Raw genomic sequence first — 18,214 nt, 5'->3', positions numbered from 1 at the left:
CGTTGTCCGACGTTACCGGATGTAGTCTTGCAGGCTGAAAATCGGGATCACCATGCCGATGAAAATCGTGCCGATGAAGGCGGCGATGAAAAACAACATCAACGGTTCGGCCAGGGCCACCGCCGTCTTCAGTCGCCGGTCCAAATCCGCTTCGGTGGTGTCGGCAATCCGGATCAGCTCCTGATCCAGTTTCCCGCTTTCCTCCGCCACCGAGATCATTTCCAGCACCGAACCGGGAAACAACCGGGGGCAGTCCCGCAGGCTGGCTCCGAGCCCCTGACCCTCTTTGACCTTGTCAATCGTGCCCGCAACGGCATCCACGAGGATCTGATTGCCCAACGAGCGGCGCGCGACCTGCAGGCCCTGAATCAGGGGTACTCCGGCCGCCAGCAGCGTCCCGAGCATGCGACAGAACCGGGCCATTCCGTACTGCGCAATCAAACCGCCCAACACCGGCACCTGCAGGATGAATCCCTCCCAGGTGCGCCGGCCGGCCGGTGACACCAGCCACTGCCGAAACATCACCCCCAACGTCAGCCCGACCACCAACACCAACAGTCCATACGACCGGATGACTTCGCTGGTCGAGACGATCATCTGCGTCAACCACGGCAACCGCGCGCCAAACCCGGCAAACAACGCCTCGAACCTCGGGATGAAAAACACCAACAGGAACGCCAGCACGCCCAGCGCCAACGTCATCAAAATGCCCGGATACAACAGCGCCGCCAGCAATTTCGCCCGCATCTCTTTCTCCCGGGCCTGAAAATCCGCAATCTGCGCCAGCACCAGGTCCAGGAACCCGCCCGTTTCGCCCGCCTCCACCATGGCCACGTACACGCGCGGGAACACTTCCGGGGAACGGGCCATCGCATCGGCCAGCGACATGCCGTCCACGACCAGATCGTGGATTTCCTTCCATTTCTCCCGGGCCGCGGGATGGGCCGTCTCCTTCTGCAGAATGACCAGGGCCCGACTCAGGGGAACGCCCGCCGACAGCAAGCTGGCCAACAGGCGCGTGAAGTTTTCCAGCGCCCGCCCGGGGACCTTGCGGGACCGCCCCCGGGGCCACCACCCGGACCCCGGGGCCGATGGCGCCCCCGCGACCGCGGGCGCTCCCGAACCGTGTCCGTTGCCCTGCACCCGCGCCCGCGCCCGCCCGTTGACCGGGTGCGACCGTTCCACCAGCCGGATCGGACGCAGCCCGCGGCTCTCCATCTGCCGGAACGCCTCCTGCCGACCGCCGGCTTCCAGCTCTCCCTCGACCACCCGGCCGTCCGGTTGCAGCGCCTTGTACTGAAACGTCGCCATCCGATCTCAACCCTCACAAGGGGGCGGCGGCCAGGCTGTCGGCCACGGTCTCTTCCAGGCCGCTCAGGGACTGGTCCTTGGTCACCCGCAGTACCTCTTCCGGAGTTGTGATGCCCAGGCGAACCAGCCGCCAGCCGTCCTCGGCCAGCGTCCGCATGCCGGCCTTGCGCGCCGCCCCCCGAATCTCGTCAGCCGAGCACCGTTTCAGCACCATCGAGCGGATTTCCGGGGTCACGTCCATCCACTCGAAGATGGCGTGCCGACCGAAATACCCGGTCTGGCGGCACTCGCGGCAACCCACGGCACGGTAAATGGGCTGGTCCTCCGGCCATCCGAGCTGCGCCTTGAAGGCCCGCGCCGGGGCCGAGTCGTCCACCTGCTTGCAGTGTCGGCAAAGCACGCGCACCAGCCGCTGCGCCAGCACCGCTTCCAACGAGGAAGCCACAAGGTAGGGTTCCACCCCCATGTCCACCAGCCGGGTCACGGCCCCCGGAGCGTCGTTGGTATGAAGCGTCGAAAAAACCAGGTGTCCGGTCAGCGACGCCTGCACGGCAATCTGGGCCGTCTCCGTGTCCCGGATCTCCCCCACCAGAATCACATCGGGGTCGTGCCGCAGAATGGAGCGGAGCCCGCGGGCGAAGGTCAGACCGGCCTTCTCCGAAACCTGGATCTGGTTGACGCCCTTGAGCTGATACTCCACCGGATCCTCGATGGTGATGATCTTGCGCGAGGTATCGTTGATCTCCTGCAGCGCGGTGTACAACGTGGTCGTCTTGCCACTGCCCGTCGGGCCCGTCACCAGGATGATCCCGTGCGGCAATCCCAGCACCCGACGGAAACAACGCAGTTCGCGCTCGGCCATCCCGAGCTCTTCCATGCCGCGCAACGTGGCGTTCTGCCGCAACAAGCGCATCACCACGGCCTCCCCGTGCAACATGGGGATCACCGACACGCGGATGTCCACCTCGCCATTGTCCACGCGGATCTTGATGCGGCCATCCTGCGGCAGACGTTTCTCCGCAATGTTCAAATGACTGAGGATCTTGACCCGCGACACAATCGCGGGCTGGAACCGCTTCACCTGCGCCGGAACCGGGATTTCCTGCAGGACCCCGTCAATCCGATACCGGATGCGCAGCTCGTCCTCGAACGGCTCCAGATGCACATCCGAGGCCCGCAGTTCGATCGCGTCACGCAACACCTGATTGACGAACCGAATGATGGAGGCATCTTCGGCCGCCACATCCAGGTTGGTTTCCTCCTCCCCCTCTTCATCCACCACTTGGAAGGGCGTTTCCTCCTCGAGCGTGTCGATGGTGTCCGCGCCCACGCCCAGCCGCTTTTTCATCTCCCGCTGGATCGCCTCCGTGGGCGCCAGCACCGGGCGCAGCCGCAATCCCGTCATCACCCGCAACGTGTCGAAGGCCTGGGTGGCAAAAAGCCGGCTGGTGGCCACCTCCACCCACCCGTCCACGCGGCGCAGGGGCAACAGCTCCTCTCGTAACAACACCCGGGCCGGGAACAGCGACAGCACCTGCTTGTCCGGCTCCACCTCCTCCAGTGTGGTGTAGGTCAGCCCGTATTCCCGCGCCAACCACTGCAACACCTCCTCCTCAGACCGAATCGGCGGAACCTGTCCGGAGGCGATTTGCCGGGCCAGTTTCCGGGCCTCCGCCGGCGCAAGCTGGCGTCGCGCCACCATCCGGTCCAGCAATTCGTGGCCGGTCACCGTCGGAGCCGGAGTTTCTCCCGTCAGCTTCTCCATGGTTCCTGCCGATTCGGTCCGAAGTGTCCTTTCCTGCCGACTCGAACGATCAGTCCAGCCAGCCGTTGGCCACGGCAATGGCCTCCTGCCGCGCCGTCAAGACTTTGCGCAGATCCTCCTGCGCCTTCTGCAGGGCCTGTTCGCGGGCCTTGCGGGCCTCCCGATACTTGGCCAGCGCGGCCTTCAGCTCGGAGGCCGGGGCTTTCGATTCGATCGCCTTGTTCAACGCCTCCAGTTCCGGCATGGGCTGCCCAAAAGCCGGACCGCCGGGACCGCCGCCCGGGCCACCGGGACCGCCCCGGCCCCGACCAAAGAAGCCACGGCCCATCATCGCGTCCCGACGCGCCTCCATCACCCTGGTCAACAGCGGCTCGATCGCCTTCCATTCGCTGTCATCGGTGATCTCAAGCTGTTCCCGGGCCCTTTCCAACATCCGTTGCCGCATCTGCTCCGGATCGAAGTTGCGTGGGCCGCGGTCCTGCGCCACCGCCCCGCACGCACCCGCCAACAACCCGGCCACCAGGCCGGTCACTGCCATCAGTCGCGTCACTCTCTTCATGGTCCTCTCACCTTTCTCGCTGTGGTTCACTGCCGTTGCGTCTGGTTCTTGACCGGCAGGCGCACGCCGCCATGCCCGCCCGGGCCGCGGCCTGACCCGCCAGATCGTTGCAAATAGCCGATTCCATGCCAGCCATGCATGTGCCTGCAGATCAGCATGTTTCAACCAGTTCACGCGCAAAGCTTGCGCAGTCTCCCCCGCCGAACTGCGCAGTTCTTGCGCACGCTCGCCAAGGGATCGCCCTTGCGCACAGGCAGGTAAACCCCCGCTTCCGCCCGGCTGTCGCCGGCCAGGAAGTGTTCTGAGCGAATCCGCAGCTTGGACGAGATGCACCTGGAGTATGGCCAACCTTTGTTGACCGGCCCCGGCAAGTAACCCAACCCCGGAGCCCGAATTCAACAGCCGAAGAGCTTTTGCGCTCTCGTACATGACGCACCGCCGCGCCGGTCATTTCGGCCAGCAGCCCGCGCCAGACCCACGCCGGTCCAAACGCTTGCGGTTTGGGCCCATCACCACCTCCCCCGGGTCACGACGCCTGGCGCTGGAGCTGCGTTCGCGCGCGGTCAAGACTGGCGCGGCATCGACCGTGACCTCGACCCCTGACCCTGAACATGTTGCGCAGGAATCGGTTAGGGGGGCCCGACCACGGCCGGGCCGGGGGTTCAGCGGCCGGAAAGGCAAAACCACGCCGCCCAACCCGGGGCCTGTTTTTTATTCCCAAACCGCGCGCTTCTGACATATGCTGGGCCGGAATTCGGTCCCGGAGTGGCTTTTTCAGGGCCGGGCCCGAGATGAGAAGAGAAGGGAAATTATGCCACTGACAACAACACGAGAACTGTTTGCCAAGGCTTTGAAGGGCAAGTACGCCATTGGCGCTTTCAACGTCAACAACATGGAGCTGGTGCAGGCCATCGTGGAGGCCTGCGAGGAGGAAAAGGCGCCGTTGATCCTCCAGATCTCCAAGGGCGCCCGTCAGTACGCCAACCCGGTGTACCTGAAGAAGCTGATCGAGGCCGCGGTCAGCCTTTCCAACATCCCCATCGCCGTTCACCTCGATCACGGCGACTCCTTCGAGCTGTGCAAGCAATGCATCGACGAAGGATTCACCAGCGTGATGATCGACGCCTCCTACGAGCCGTTCGACAAAAACGTGGAGATCACGCGTCGCGTGGTCGAATACGCGCACAAACACAATTGTGTCGTCGAGGCCGAGCTGGGCCACCTGGTGGGGGTGCAGTTCGATGAGGGCGAGGAAGGCGGCGGCTTCTCCAAGAGCGGGCACTACACCGACCCGGACGAGGCCGTCAAATTTGTCAAGCTGACCGGTTGCGATTCGCTGGCGGTGGCCATCGGCAACAGTCACGGGGCCTACAAGTTCAAGGGCGATCAGCGCCTGGACCTCGAACGGCTCAAGGCCATCAAGAAGGCCCTCATGGACGCCGGCCTGGGCGATTACCCGCTCGTCCTCCACGGCGCCTCCAGCGTCCCGCAATACCTCGTGGACGAAATCAACAAGTACGGCGGCAAAATCGTGGACGCCCGCGGCGTACCCGAGGCCGACATCGAGGTGGCCCGTCGCCTCGGCTGCACCAAGGTCAACATCGACACCGACCTGCGTCTGGCACTGACCGCGGGCATCCGCAAGGTGTTGTGGGAAAAACCCTCGGAAATCGATCCGCGCAAGTACCTGGGCCCGGCCCGCGCCATGGTCAAGGAGCTCGTCCGACACAAGGTCCGGAACGTGCTCTGCTGCGCCGGGCACGCGTTCGATTGATCGGAATCCTGCGGGCTGGCCCCCGCGTCCATCTACCCACGCCCGGGCGAGGAACACCTCGCCCGGGCTTTTTGTCCGTGAAGCCCGAGAAGCCGGCCCTCGGGCAGTCCGCCCACGAGCCCGGAGGCAGCCGACCCGACTTCCCGAGTCTGCAGCCTGTCCGCCAGGGCCGCGCCCCACGGCGGGGGGAGACCGTGGAAGCACGGCACAGCGTCACGCCTCGGCCCGTTCGGCGGCGTCTTCGACCCCGGGGATCGTGGCCCGCCTCTGTTGCGACAGACAGACGGTGCGGGCGGGTTCCCGCCCCGCCGATCCTCAACCCAGGATCCGCCGACCTTCGTCCAAGAAAATGCCCTTGAAATTCATCTCCAGGGCCTGCGGGTTGCTGGCTTTGGACAGCGCCTCCTTTTCGGTAATGATGCCGTTGCGCACCAGCTGGAACAGCGACTGATTGAAGTTCAGCATCCCGTCGTCGGTGCCGGTTTCGATGGCCGCCGGCAGCTTGTCCAGCCGGTTTTCCTCGATCAGCTTCCGCACCGTGGGTGTATTGATCAGGATTTCGAAGGCCGGTACCAACCCGCCCTGGATCGTGTTGCACATCCGCTGGCAGATCACGGCCTGAAGCGTTCCCGCCAGTTGCCGCCGGATCTGCTCCCGCTCGTCAGCCTTGAAAAAGTCCAGAATCCGGTTGATCGACTGCGCCGCATTGGTGGTGTGCAGTGTGGACAACACCAGGTGCCCCGTATCGGCCGCGCTCATGGCCGCCGTGAAACTGACCGCATCCCGCATCTCCCCGATCATGATGATGTCGGGGTCCTGTCGCAGCACGTGCTTGAGGGCATGATGGAACGACAGCGTGTCGAGGCCCACCTCCCGCTGTTCGATCACGCACTGATTGTCCTCGAAGACGTACTCGATCGGGTCCTCCAGCGTGATGATGTGCTTGCGAAAGTTGGCGTTGATATGTTCGATCATCGCCGCCAGCGTCGTGGACTTGCCGCATCCGGTCGATCCGGCCACCAGCACAATGCCGCGCGGGGACTCCGCGATGCGCTTGATCTGCGGCAGCAGCCCGAGCTCCTCGAAGCTCGGCACCTGCGTTTTCACATACCGCATCGCCAGACACCACTGGCCCCGCTGCTGGAACAGATTCGTCCGAAACCGGCCGATGCCCGGGACGAAGTACGAAAAATCGATCTCCCGCTCGTGTTCCAGGCGCTGCTTCAGATGCGGCGGCGTGATGTTGCGCACCACCTCTTCCATCCACGCCTGATCCGGCACCGGCGCATCCACCGTGATCAATTGACGGTTGATGCGAAACACCACGGGCGCATCGATCTTGATGTGCACATCCGAGGCGCCCGCCTCCACCGCGGCTTTCAGGATCTTGTGAAACAGTTCCATGCATTCACCATACTGCAGCCCCCGGGAGCCTGACCAGTGGGGAAACCAGGAGGCCGCCACCGTCCCAAAGCGGCCCCTTTCGATCGACCTCCACGGAAGCGGGCCAACAGCGACGGCCGGTATCCGCCCAGCAGCCGGTCCCCCGCCGCCGAGTGGTCTCACGCAGACTGCACAGCATCGGAGCACCATGAGGCGCGAGTGACGGGATGAATGCCGCCCCCCGGGCCCCGAAGGTGATGGGGTCCCGGACGCCACGGTCGCTGGTCGTCTCCACGCCCCCAAAACCGCCCGACGAAGTGGAGTGCCCGTGGCGCCGGAGCGGCCCACCCGGGGCCCGGGACGCCGGCCCGGAAGCCCGGACCCACCGCCTCCCCGGGTGCGCTCCAAGGGCCGATGCAACCGTCATCCCGGGCTTTGCCGCCGTTCGTCCTGCCGCTAGGCTGGACGCGTGCGAGTTCTGTTCATCGGAGATGTTGTGGGCCGGCCGGGTCGCCAGGTCGTGCAGGCCGTGCTTCCCCGCCTGCGGGCTGAACTGGCGCTGGCCTACGTGGTCGCCAACGGGGAAAACAGTGCCGGCGGCGCCGGGATCACCGCCAAAACCGCAGCCGAACTCTTCGAGGCCGGTGTGGACGTCATCACCACCGGGGACCACGTCTGGGATCAAAAGGAAACCGACAAACTGCTCGAGGAGAACCCGCGAGTGCTGCGTCCCCTCAACTATCCCCCCGGCGTGCCGGGCCGGGGCAGCTGCCTCGTCCACAAAGAGGGTTGCGCCCCGTTGGCCGTGGTCAATGCCCAGGGTCGCACCTTCATGCCCGCCCTGGAAAACCCCTTCCTCGTGGTGCCCCCGGAGGTGGACCGGCTTCGTCGGGAAACCCCCGTGATCCTCGTGGACTTCCACGCAGAGGCCACCTCGGAGAAAATCGCCTTCGCCCGAATGCTGGACGGCCGCGTCAGCGCCGTCATCGGGACCCACACCCACGTGCCCACCGCCGACGAGCAGATCTTCCCCGGGGGCACCGCCTATTTGACCGATGCCGGATTCACCGGACCGCAGGCCAGCGTGCTGGGCCGCGAGATCGCCCCGGTCATCCGCCGTTTCTTGACCCAGTGCCCGCAGCGCTTCGAAGTGGCCCGTGATCGCATCATGCTCCTGGGCGTCTGGATCGACATCGATCCGGCCTCGGGCCGGGCCCTGGCCATCCAGCGCGTCGCCGTGCCCATGCCCGAGACACCGGCGGCCCCCGCTTCGCCGCCCGACTCGCTTCCAACCGCCGGCGAATAAAAGGCGCGGCGCTCAGCCCAGGGCCGCGGCATATTCCTCGTCGGTGACCAGCCGGACGCCCAACAGCACATAGTCATGCGGCCGGAACCGCATGTCGCGCAGATAGCCCGGTATGCGCGCCAGTTGCTCGAAGCCCAGCTGCATCAACGCCCGAATGGCCACCGTCCGCTCCCCGTTCAGCTCCGCTTCCAGTCGCTCCAGACCGCAGTGCGGAGCGATCTCCAGCAGCTCCTTGACCAGCAATTTGGCCACGTCCAGCCCGCGATACTGCGGATGGGTGAGAACGGTCACCTTTCCGATGTGCCGTTTCCACCCGCCCGGCCGCTGGTGCAGCGTGGCCTCCCCGATGATGCGGTCCTCATGCACCATGACCAGGGTGAGATTCTCCTCCGGTCTGGACTGCCGACACCACTGTCGGACAAGCCGACTGGTGACCCGCGGTTTGATGAACAGCCGTTCCTCTTCCGGCACCGCCAGGAGGAACTCGTGAAGACGCGCGGCATCCCCGGGCTCCAACAAACGAACCGTGCATTCCTTGCCGTCGCGGAGACGCAGCGTCACGGGATACTTGGCCACAGCGAATTCCAGGCACATATCTATCATTCGACTAGCTCAACATTGTATATATGTCAAACAGGTTTGTTCATCAATGATCCGGGTGCCTTTTGCCAGGTTTCCTGCGCTCGCGCCCGGTCGAGGCCCAGCGCGGAGGCAGCCCGGCCGGCGGATGCGTCGCCCCGATCGACATCGCCGCTTCGCCACCCCTGACCGCAGAAACGCGGCCCATCCATGCAGCACCCCGAAAGCGTCTCCGCCGAAGAACGAAACCGCGGGATCCAAAAAATAGGGCCGCGCCTCGGGCGTTCGACGCCGCGCAGGGGACCACGCGGTCACCCCGGTGCCCCGGAATTGCCGGCTTGCCCGCCCGGGTCACCAGCCCCGGCGCCGACCGGCACGCCGACCCGGTTTCAGACCCGGCCCCGCTGACGGCAGGCCTCGTAGAGGAACACGGCCGTGGCGCTGCCCACGTTGAGGGAATCGACATCGCCGGCCATCGGGATCGCCACCGCCTCGTCGCACACCGCCACGACCGCCTCGGACAATCCGCTGCCCTCGCTCCCGAAGACCAGACAACAGTCGCCGCGCAAGTCCGCCTGCGAAAGTCGCCTGGCTTCCGGGCGCGGATGCGCCGCCACGCAGCGGATCCCGTGGGCCTGCAGTTCCCGGAGGGTGTGCGTCAGGCGTACCGACTCCACCACGGGCATGCGAAAGATCGTGCCCATGGAGGTTCGCACCGCGCGTCGCAACCAAGGGCTGCTGCAGGTTTCGCCCACCACGATTGCCTGCACGCCGAACGCCGCACTGTTGCGGACCGCCACCCCCACATTCTCCGCATTGGACAATCCCTCCAGGGCCACCCACAAGCGCGGCCGGGCGCTGGCCGCCACCAGTTCCTCCAGCGGTTTGGGGGGCGGGATGCGTGCCACCGCCAGCAATCCCTGATACATGGTGAATCCGGTGAGGGTCTCCAGGAGCGGCTTTTCCGCGACAAACACGCGAATCGTTTCCGGGCGGGCTTCAAGTTTGGGTGCAAGCACCTTGAGCCATTTCGGCGGCATGAGCATGGAAAGGATCTCGAAGTCGGTCTCCAGGAGACGGCGTACGACCTTCTCTCCCTCGGCCACGAAAAGGTTGAGTGCCCGGTGCGTGGCGTCCCAGCGCAGCGTCCGATACGGTCGCAGCTCGGGCCGTTCGAAGTCCGTGATGGGTTCCACGGTGTACATGGGTTTGCTTCAACCAGAGGGTCCGGGCGCGCGCGCCTCCGGCCCCGGCGGTACCCGCTCCATTCGGGGATGCCGGAATTGTTCGTCGCAGGTGAGGACGAAGCGGCCGCGGATGCCCTCCGGGGTCAGGAAGCGCTGCAACAGGGCGGCGGGGAACTCCACCACCAATCCGTTGGTGGCCCGCGCCCGAACCGTTCGGACATGACCCCGGTAATATTCCAGGAACTGTTCCGGCGTCAGCTCCAGATCGAACTCGAATCGCGGCATGTCGGCCCGGAAACTGCAGGGGTCCCTCAGCCGGTTCACAACCTCAAGGGAGGCGAGGGTTCATCCTGCGAGGTGACCACCACCTGCACATGCCTTGCCCCCACGCGGTCAATGCGTTCCTGCAGCGCGGCCAGCGCCAGTTCGGGTCGGTTGCAGTCCCGGCTCAGGTGCGCCAGATACAAATGCTGCAAGTCCTCGGTCACCACCTGTTCGAAACCCTCCGCCGCCGCTTCATTCGACAGATGTCCGTGCCGACTCAGGATCCGTTGTTTCAAGCTCCAGGGCCGGTGCGGGCATTCCTGCAACAGTCGCACGTCGTGATTGGTCTCCAGCACCAGCACCCGCGACCGCCGCACCCGCTCCGCCACCAGACGCGTGAAATGGCCCAGGTCCGTCGCAAACGCAATCCGCCCGGCGGGCGTGTGCAGCACGAACCCCACCGGATCCTGCGCGTCGTGGGGAAGACTGAACGTCTCCACCACCACGTCTCCGATCTCGAAGGTTGCCCCTGTGGTGAACAATCGGCAGTCGAACGCCATCTGGTGATACCGCTGCACCTCCTCCGCCGTGGCCCGGTTGCAGTAGACCGGCAGACCCAACTTTCCGGCCAGTCCGGCCAAACCGGCGATATGATCGGTGTGTTCGTGGGTCAGCAGGATCCCATGCACGTTTTCCGGCACGCGCCCAATCCGCGCCAGTCGCAGCCGGATCTGGCGCGGGCTGAATCCCGCATCGATCAACAGCCGCGTTTGGTCTGTCTCCACGTAGGCGCAGTTGCCACCCGAACCACTCCCCAGAATCGTCAGCTGTACAGCCACGCCTTCGACGGTAGGGGCCGGGTTCGTCCGAGGGCAACCCGTTTTTGTGTAGGCAGGATCGGCCGAGCCTGGCTTGCTCCGCCTCGGGAGCTTCACGCCAGGAATAACGGCCCACCCGGTATCGCGGAAACCAGAATCCCCGGGTGGGAACGCGATGGTTACCGGACTTGGCCGGGTCAACGCGGCCCCCCCGGGGCCGCTCGGCGAACCGGCAGATCGCCTCCGAAGCCATTCGAGATTCGTCCCTCGGGCTCCCCACCAGCGCCGGGTTGGCTGCGTTGGATCCTTTCCCTCTGACCCCAGGGGCGAGGCTGTATCAGGACCGTCGCGCTGGGAGCAGGCCCACGTGCGCGGGCGGATCCCCGCAAGGGCCCGGTACGTTTCCAGCCTTTACGCGGAGCCGCAGGGGTCGTAACCATGGACCTCGACCGGTATGCCCCGGCGGAGAGACGACGCTCCGCAAGTGTCGGGTGCGGGGGCTTGCGCGAATCGGAAACCCGGGCGAAACGTTGCCGACACCAGCCGTGCAAAAAAGGCAAACCAGCGATGATCGCACTGCACACACCGTTGACCGAGGCACAAATTCGGAGCCTGCACGTGGGCGACGAAGTGAGCCTCAGTGGCATCGTGTTTACCGGACGCGACGCCGTCCACAAATACCTCCATGAAGGGGGCGCCCTGCCGCCGGGCGTCCAACTGCGGGATGGCGTTCTTTACCATTGCGGCCCGGTGATGCTGCGGGAACCGGACGGGTCCTGGCGGTGTGCCGCGGCCGGACCCACCACCTCGGCCCGGGAAGAGCCCTACCAGGCGGAGATCATCCGCAAGTACGGAATCCGTGCCGTCATCGGCAAGGGCGGCATGGGCGCCCGCACGCTGGCCGCCTGCAAGGAATGCGGCGCGGTGTATCTCCATGCGGTGGGCGGGGCCGCGCAAGTGCTGGCGGAACGCGTCAAACGGGTGCGCAACGTCTATTTCCTCGAAGAGTTCGGTGCCCCGGAAGCCATCTGGGAGCTGGAGGTCGAAGATTTCCCTGCGGTGGTGACCATGGACGCCCATGGCAAGTCACTGCACGAGGAGATCTTCGAGCGGAGCCGGGCCGAGCTGCTCAAACGGCTGTAAGCGCCGAACCGGGGCAGCGATCGGCCCCACCGGGACCAGCACCGACTTCGGTCGGCGCCTTCGAGGGTCGGCAGCCCCGGGGCCGGCATGCCGCAGCCGGAGCGTCCTTCGAGGAAGCATGATGGCCGGGGCTCACCAGCCCACCGGCTGCCCCTCGTTTTCCCGCCGCAAGTACTCGAACAGCGGGGCGTAATATTCGAGCATGGGCCGCGCGCTCAGATCCTCGCCCGTGGCGTCGCGGATTAATGACCGCCAGTCCCGTGTCGCCCCCGCCTGCATGATGCGCATCAGAAAGGCGCCGACCTCGCGTCTGCCGTAAAAGTCGCTCTGTCGAGGGTCCTGTCCCAGCTGCCGGGCCAGGTACAGGTGAAACTGGTACTTCGTCAAAAAGGCCAGGGCGTATTTGTAATACTCGGCCGGGTCATCGTTGATGTGCGTCTTGGTGGCCGGGTCGCAGAATTCCTCCCCGCGGGGTTCCGGCGGGGCGATGCCCTGATAACGCTCCACGTACATCCACCAGCGCCGATTCAGTTCGTCGGCGGGAAGATTCTCCTCGTAAAAATCGTGTTCCCACGAGGCCATAACCCCTGCAGCCCACGGAATGAACACCACTTGGTCCAGCGCCGCGTTCAGCAACCAGCGCAGGTCGTCGGCCGCGACCCCGTCCGGCCAGAGGCCCAAACGCTTCAGGTAGGGCGGCTGCACCGTGGGCGTGGCCAGCGTCTCGGCCATGGCCTCGTGCATGGCGGGACTGGCGCCCCGTCGCAGCACATACGGCACCTCCGGTCGGTGATAAGCCAGGAAATAGAACACATGCCCCATCTCATGATGGGCCGTGGCAAACCACCCGAAACTCGGTTTCACGTTCATGAGCGACCGGACGTCGCCGTTCAAATCCATGTCCCATGCGGACGCGTGGGTGTTCTTCTTGCGCGGGCTTTCCGGGGGCAGATCGTACAGATCCGATCGCGTCCAAAACGTGTCCGGCACCCGTGGGAGGCCCAGGGATTCTCCGTAGGCCACCGCCTGCCGCACGATCCACTCGGCGGATCGATCCCGAAACATCGGGTCCAGATCGAGACCTTCCACCAATCCGGGCCATTCCTGACCCCACCGGTTGGGCAGCCAGTGCGCGGGGATCAACCGGGGGACCGGCTGGCCGTAGCGCTGCGCCAGTCGACGCCGCGCCCAGGCGTGCAACTGCTCGTACAGGGGCCGGGTCTCCGCCACCAACCGTTCGAGGAGGGCGCGTAATTCCGGAACTGTCAGTCCAAAATGGGCCGCCCGCAGGGCATAGTACGAACTGTATCCCATCTCGCGGGCCAGCCGGTTGCGCAGGTCCCGCAACTGCAACAGGCCCTCTTTCAAAGCCACGCCGGACTGCTTGGACGCTTCCCAGACCGCCCGGCGCTCGGCCAGGTTGGTACTCGTCAACAGAAGGTCGTCGATCTGATTGGCTGTCAATCGTTGCGGGGACGTGCTCCCGGGCGGAGTCCAGCGAAACTCGAACCCGTCCAGGATGGCGCTCTGGCGGGCTTCGGCCGCCACGCGTTCCCGCACAAGGTCGGGCTGCGTGCCGGGAACCTCGGCCGCCATCAAGGCGATCACCCGGAGTTGCCGCCGGGTCAGTTCATCCTGCGCACCCGATGCCGACTCGAGCGCGCGGCATTGCTCGATCACCCAGGGACTGCCTACAAAGGCCGCCAGGGCTGCATCGGCTCCGATGCGCCGCCCCGTATGCTCGGGCCGCACATCGGTGGCGGCCAGCCATTGCGCCTCTTGAGCCACCTGGTACAAACGCTGATAGGTCGCGTTGTAGAACGCCAGGAACGACTGCGCTCGTGCCGCCGGGCTCTCTTCCGCCATCCCGTGTCCGACCATTGCGATACCCCACACCCAAACTCCGGTCCACCAGACCGTCGCTTTCATGGGCCCTCAGCCTAGGCCCAACTGCGGCCCGGGACAAATTTGAAATGGCTTCCCGCGCCGCCCGGGCGCCTTTCAGGGTTTGGACACTTCGAGAGCCCGGCGCCATTTCGGGTGTCCTCGCCCCCGGGGAAGCCGAGGGAACGCAGCTTTGCCCTGGGACTCTTGAATCCGGGGGCCTCAAAACGGAAATGCACCCCGCCACGGCAAGCGACCCGGGGCCTACGGACACCGACGCCCCCGGCGCCGCAGGCTGCCCGATTTATTGCCTCCCAGTTGAACCTCGCGATTCGGCCCTGCGCACTGCGCGTTGGACCGCACCAACCCATTGCACCGCCAGCCCCCGCCTCCCGCCACAGCGTCCCGCCGCCCCAGCCCATGCCCAGTGCCGATGGCTTTGAGATTTGCCCAAGCACGACGTGATCCAGAAACCCGGTGTGCGTCTTCCCAATGGCCGCGCCCCGGCCTACCAAATTAAGCGACAACCGAATTCCATCTCCTCCGTTCCAACCCGGCAGCGTGTGAAACGCCATCCGGAACGATCGCCATGCAAGGGCCAACGGTTGGAACACCTGGTCGGCAAAGAACGCAAGTGATCCATCGCTGTTCTCCGCGTCAAAGCCAAGGCTCACCCCTTCAAAGCCCGGAGACCCGTTTCTTGCATCGAACGTTACAATGCACGTCAGCCCGTTGGCAGGCGCTGCGGGAATGTCCGGAAACATGTCCGACCGGAGAACCGGGCCGGTGCCTGCCATGCTGCCAGGTGCGACAAACCATCCCTCGTGGCCAGGAAGACCCGTCCTGAAAGGCTCATGGTGGTCAGCCTCGCTCGCCCAGGGTGATAGGCTTCCATCTTCGAAGCTTCCATTCCGAGTCCGGGGCCCCAGCAGAGAGAGCGACCCTTGGGCCGAAGGCGGCGGATGCCGAACGCCCCAACACCGCCAGCGCAGCCGCGTACCCGCGCACGAACGGCCGCAAAGGGTGATCGATGGGTGTTTTCATGCGCGAGTTATTGCGGTTCAGGTTCGAGGCGGAATGCAAACTCGTAGCACGCGCCGTCGTCACTCGAAGCGTTGGCGAGCGAGCCGGCACGGTTCCTGATGGCGGTTTGGAAAGGCGGCCCAACGAAGTGCCTCTCGTAAAAGGGCCCCCAAGGCCGCGGTTCGAGAGCGGATCAGGCTCAAAAACCGAGCGCGGAAAACTCTCCGGCCAGACTTTCGCCATACACAACCACGCCATCCCGAGACTCGGACACCAGGCCCGAGCTTCCAGACCGTTCCGCAGCCGGTCAGCCCCCGCCCGATCCGCAGCTACTCGACCTTCCCAGCACCGGCCGCAACCGGGACTTGAGCTGCCAGCCCGGACCGTCCTCGGGCAGGAGGTATACCCTCGGCACAACCAACACACAGGACGCCGCCGCCGCGACTGCATCGAACCCCCGGGCACGCGGGCCGGCGGAAAGAGGGATGATGCAGGTCCGATCGCGCGACCCTTTGCCCACCGGGATCGGACCGCCGAACGCGGACACGCGCGCGCGCCGGTTTCCCGGCCCGCGGCTCTTCATGGAGCCGTGGGGCATCAGGCGGCGAAGCGCCGCCCGAACTGAAACTCCGACAGGGTGTTGAGAAAGCAGTGTTCCAGGAGAATGGCCCTCCATTGTTCGCGGAACTTCGCGTGGTTTTTTGTGGGCAAACGGAATTCTGCCGCACCCTGGGAAAGCCGTTGCGCCATCGGCAACGCGGCGGTGCGGCATCATGCGTCGGCATGGAGCCAGCCCGGGAATCTGCCGATCGTTCTCTCCCACAACCCAAACGGCTGACACAGCGTCTCCACTACGGGCTCACAGCGATGGGTGCCGTGAGAGCCGTTGGCGACAAGCTCCGGCCTCGGTGAGCTGTTTTAGATTTTGGAAGAGGCTGGAGGAGGGGTGAAGATGTTGAACATCAAGGACTGAAGGGTGTTCAGAGAATCAAAAACAACTAAACACTTGTCGTTGATTCTCTGATCACCTGCGGCTGATTCAGGCCGGCTAATAGCCTTTGGCCTGGTAGAATGCGGGATGGGCGGTTGGGGTTTGGTGCCCTGGATGAAGGCGTGTGTGGCATGTGACATGATGTCTGCTAGCCACTCGGTGTAAGTGGGCTGGATGTGCAAAGGCCGCCGACACTTTGGCGGGTTCGGTTTGATGGTGGAGCGGTGTGGGGGTGTTGTGGTGGAGCAGCGGCGGTGCAGTGGCGGCGCATTGGCGGCGGGGCGGCGGTTCGGTCGAACCCGAGTCCGGGGGCGGGGTTGGGCTTCACTCAAGTGCCCAGCAGTGTGCGGAGGGCGGTTTCGATGTGTTGGAGGACGATGGGGCGGGCGACCGGGGTCAGGGTCCATCCGGTGCCGGAGGGCTGGATGGGGAGGAATGGGCGCGCGGGGATGGTTGCGCCGGGGTGGTGGTAGGAGCGGCGGTGGACGGTGGTGCCGCGGCGGGTGAGGTAGGTGGTAGCGGGAACGGTGTGGGGTGGGACGGTGCCTCCGGTTTGGTGGATGGCGGCGTAGGGGGCATCGGTGGTGATGGCTGCGCCGCCCATCCAGGCATCGACGCGGTAGCTATGAGCCATGCGGCCGGTGCGGATGAGGAGAGAGGGGGAGCCGTCGCGTTTGGGGGGCCAGGGTCTAGGGCGGAACCGTGCGCCGATGGAGGGGTTGTGGGTGGCCTGGGTGAGGCTGAGAATGGCGTTGGCGGCGGCGTGGGCTGCGGCGTTGGCGGCCAGCGTGAGGTTCTGGCCGGACAAGGTGCGGAGGAGGGCGTGGCTGACGGCGAGTTGCAGTTCCATGTCAGGGGATCACGCCTTCCCAATCGTAGAAGTCGTCGCCGAGCGTTTTTTGGACCATTTGGCGGATTTGCTCGGGAGTAGGTTTGGCGCCGGCATCGAGGAGGCGGTCGAGCTCCTGCCAGAACGGCAGGAGTTTCTCGTTTGTCAGGTTAGGAGGGTTGACGGCGACGTCCAGGTCGATGCCTGCATTCCAGGCTTTTTGGTCGATTTTTAGGATGTAGTCCCAGGTTTCCTGGTTCATGGCGTGAGGCCGGTGCGTTGATAAAACCATTCTGCCACAGCGCTGCTGATCTGCAACCACCAGGTGTCGCCTGACACATAGGCTTCAGTGGCGTGGGCGATCGCTTCGTGCTCGGGGAAAGTCGGGTTGGCCCAATAGGATTTGGGATGACCCGCGCCATAGCGGCCGCGGGTTATGGCGGCGATGTAGTCGAGGATGCGGCTGACGCGTTTTCTGGCGGGCATGGGGAGCGCGTGGAAGCTGGTTTGGTAGATGTGCTGTGCGAAGGCCTCATGGAGATTGGATCGCCCAATATTGCGCCATCCCGGGATGAGGCGATCGAGCCACGATTGCCAGCGGGCCCAGTCCTGCTTCATCGCTTCACGAATTTCGCGCCAGGCATCGGGGTTTGGGGAGGCGTATTGGTCGAGCCAGGCATGGCCGAGTTCGTGGGCGATGGTTTGTCGGGCCCCGTACCAGTCGTTCGGATTCTTCGCGATGTGGACGGACTTCGTGGCTGATTGGTAGAAGGCCCGGTTTTTGGATGTGCGGACCATGGGGGCGACGCCGAGGGTGGCGGCAGTTTCGGCGTAATTGGTGATGCGTTTGTCAGCGAAGCCGAGGCGGCGCATGGAGGCGGCGACTGTGTCGATGGCGGCGCCAGCGCGGCGGGTGTGCCAGGGGAGAACAGGCTCTTCGAGCCATTTCTCGAGGGTTTTGGCTCCAACCGCGATGGAGCGGGTGAAGTTGCGCCAGGCGGGCAGGTCTTCCGGCGGGATGCGGGCTTCGATGTCCTGGGCGGTGATGCGCAGGTCTGCCGGGGACCAGGCGAAGTCATCGATGGGGCGGCCGGGGGCTTTGGCGATGGTCCAAGTGCGTCCATCGCGTTCGAGGTGACCGGTGCGGAGGCGCTGGAGGCGTGGGCCTTCGATGGTGCTTTGGTTCTCGGGGGGCAGGTTGGCTTCGCGGACGCGGATGATTTCGGCTTCGGTGTCGGTAACGGGGCGGACGCGGCAGCGGCAGCCCCATTCCCAAGGGGGGTAATGGTCGCGCCAGAAGGGGTCGGTTTTGGGGAGGATGAGGCCGTTGAGGGCGCGGTGGGTGTCACGGACGCGGTCGTCCCTCGATTCGGGGGGCGCTTGCTGGTCACCGGCCTG

The 18,214-nt window shown here is 65.2% G+C and carries 15 protein-coding genes and 1 pseudogene; 3 read left to right on the top strand and 13 right to left on the bottom strand.

The genetic code is table 11. From position 1 onward, the window contains the following. Positions 1–12: 12 nt before the first annotated feature. From ACPDIT_RS11670 to ACPDIT_RS11660, 3 genes are read right to left on the bottom strand one after another with little or no spacing between them, the layout of a single operon-like run. A complete protein-coding gene (locus tag ACPDIT_RS11670; protein ID WP_423443667.1) occupies positions 13–1,311 on the bottom strand; it encodes a type II secretion system F family protein in 1,299 nt (432 codons plus the stop codon). A 13-nt stretch (positions 1,312–1,324) separates the two neighbouring features. After that, positions 1,325–3,076 carry a GspE/PulE family protein gene (locus ACPDIT_RS11665; protein WP_423443665.1) on the bottom strand — a complete coding sequence of 584 codons (1,752 nt, stop codon included), beginning with the start codon at positions 3,074–3,076 and terminating at the stop codon, positions 1,325–1,327. A gap of 49 nt (positions 3,077–3,125) precedes the next feature. Further along, positions 3,126–3,635 (bottom strand): hypothetical protein, encoded by a 510-nt coding sequence (locus ACPDIT_RS11660; protein WP_423443663.1) that lies wholly within the window; start codon positions 3,633–3,635, stop codon positions 3,126–3,128. Positions 3,636–4,446: 811 nt separating this feature from the next. Here ACPDIT_RS11660 and ACPDIT_RS11655 point away from each other — a divergent pair. Beyond that, the gene (locus ACPDIT_RS11655; RefSeq protein WP_423443661.1) at positions 4,447–5,409 is read left to right on the top strand and encodes a class II fructose-bisphosphate aldolase; all 963 of its coding nucleotides are present in this window, start codon (positions 4,447–4,449) and stop codon (positions 5,407–5,409) included. Between the two features lie 315 nt (positions 5,410–5,724). Here the strand turns inward: ACPDIT_RS11655 and ACPDIT_RS11650 are convergent, their stop codons facing one another. Then, complete coding sequence (locus tag ACPDIT_RS11650; protein ID WP_423443659.1) at positions 5,725–6,813, bottom strand: type IV pilus twitching motility protein PilT; 1,089 nt, start codon at positions 6,811–6,813, stop codon at positions 5,725–5,727. Positions 6,814–7,261: 448 nt separating this feature from the next. On the opposite strand from ACPDIT_RS11650, the gene ACPDIT_RS11645 reads away from it, so the two are divergent. Further along, complete coding sequence (locus ACPDIT_RS11645; RefSeq protein ID WP_423443657.1) at positions 7,262–8,098, top strand: TIGR00282 family metallophosphoesterase; 837 nt, start codon at positions 7,262–7,264, stop codon at positions 8,096–8,098. 12 nt (positions 8,099–8,110) lie between these two features. Here the strand turns inward: ACPDIT_RS11645 and ACPDIT_RS11640 are convergent, their stop codons facing one another. The 4 genes from ACPDIT_RS11640 to ACPDIT_RS11625 form a co-directional block, all read right to left on the bottom strand. Continuing rightward, positions 8,111–8,692 (bottom strand): GNAT family N-acetyltransferase, encoded by a 582-nt coding sequence (locus ACPDIT_RS11640; protein ID WP_423443655.1) that lies wholly within the window; start codon positions 8,690–8,692, stop codon positions 8,111–8,113. A 374-nt stretch (positions 8,693–9,066) separates the two neighbouring features. Next, positions 9,067–9,882, bottom strand: coding sequence for a TrmH family RNA methyltransferase (locus ACPDIT_RS11635; RefSeq protein ID WP_423443653.1), 816 nt, complete (start codon positions 9,880–9,882; stop codon positions 9,067–9,069). A gap of 9 nt (positions 9,883–9,891) precedes the next feature. Beyond that, on the bottom strand, positions 9,892–10,188 hold the full coding sequence (locus ACPDIT_RS11630) for a DUF2835 domain-containing protein (protein ID WP_423443651.1): 297 nt from the start codon (positions 10,186–10,188) through the stop codon (positions 9,892–9,894). After that, on the bottom strand, positions 10,185–10,967 hold the full coding sequence (locus ACPDIT_RS11625; RefSeq protein ID WP_423443650.1) for an MBL fold metallo-hydrolase: 783 nt from the start codon (positions 10,965–10,967) through the stop codon (positions 10,185–10,187). The genes ACPDIT_RS11630 and ACPDIT_RS11625 overlap by 4 nt, the downstream gene beginning before the upstream one ends. A gap of 417 nt (positions 10,968–11,384) precedes the next feature. Here ACPDIT_RS11625 and ACPDIT_RS11620 point away from each other — a divergent pair, with 417 nt between their 5' ends. After that, positions 11,385–12,089, top strand: coding sequence for a FumA C-terminus/TtdB family hydratase beta subunit (locus tag ACPDIT_RS11620; protein WP_423443649.1), 705 nt, complete (start codon positions 11,385–11,387; stop codon positions 12,087–12,089). 132 nt (positions 12,090–12,221) lie between these two features. Here the strand turns inward: ACPDIT_RS11620 and ACPDIT_RS11615 are convergent, their stop codons facing one another. The 5 genes and pseudogenes from ACPDIT_RS11615 to ACPDIT_RS11595 all read right to left on the bottom strand — a co-directional run. Then, positions 12,222–14,018, bottom strand: a complete 1,797-nt coding sequence (locus tag ACPDIT_RS11615; RefSeq protein ID WP_423443647.1) for a M2 family metallopeptidase — start codon at positions 14,016–14,018, stop codon at positions 12,222–12,224. Positions 14,019–16,315: 2,297 nt separating this feature from the next. Next, positions 16,316–16,837, bottom strand: a complete 522-nt coding sequence (locus ACPDIT_RS11610) for a phage virion morphogenesis protein (protein ID WP_423443645.1) — start codon at positions 16,835–16,837, stop codon at positions 16,316–16,318. A gap of 1 nt (position 16,838) precedes the next feature. After that, the gene (locus ACPDIT_RS11605) at positions 16,839–17,078 is read right to left on the bottom strand and encodes a hypothetical protein (RefSeq protein ID WP_423443643.1); all 240 of its coding nucleotides are present in this window, start codon (positions 17,076–17,078) and stop codon (positions 16,839–16,841) included. After that, entirely contained in the window at positions 17,075–17,689 is a 615-nt protein-coding gene (locus ACPDIT_RS11600; protein ID WP_423443642.1) for a hypothetical protein, read from the bottom strand. The genes ACPDIT_RS11605 and ACPDIT_RS11600 overlap by 4 nt, the downstream gene beginning before the upstream one ends. A gap of 387 nt (positions 17,690–18,076) precedes the next feature. Then, a pseudogene (locus tag ACPDIT_RS11595) lies at positions 18,077–18,169 on the bottom strand (hypothetical protein); the annotation flags it as partial. Positions 18,170–18,214 lie beyond the last annotated feature (45 nt).

This window comes from Limisphaera sp. VF-2 (genome assembly GCF_049537125.1).
Classification (GTDB): Bacteria; Verrucomicrobiota; Verrucomicrobiia; order Limisphaerales; family Limisphaeraceae; genus Limisphaera.
Note: the sequence above shows the minus strand (reverse complement) of the source record. Positions and strands in the feature narration are given on the sequence as shown.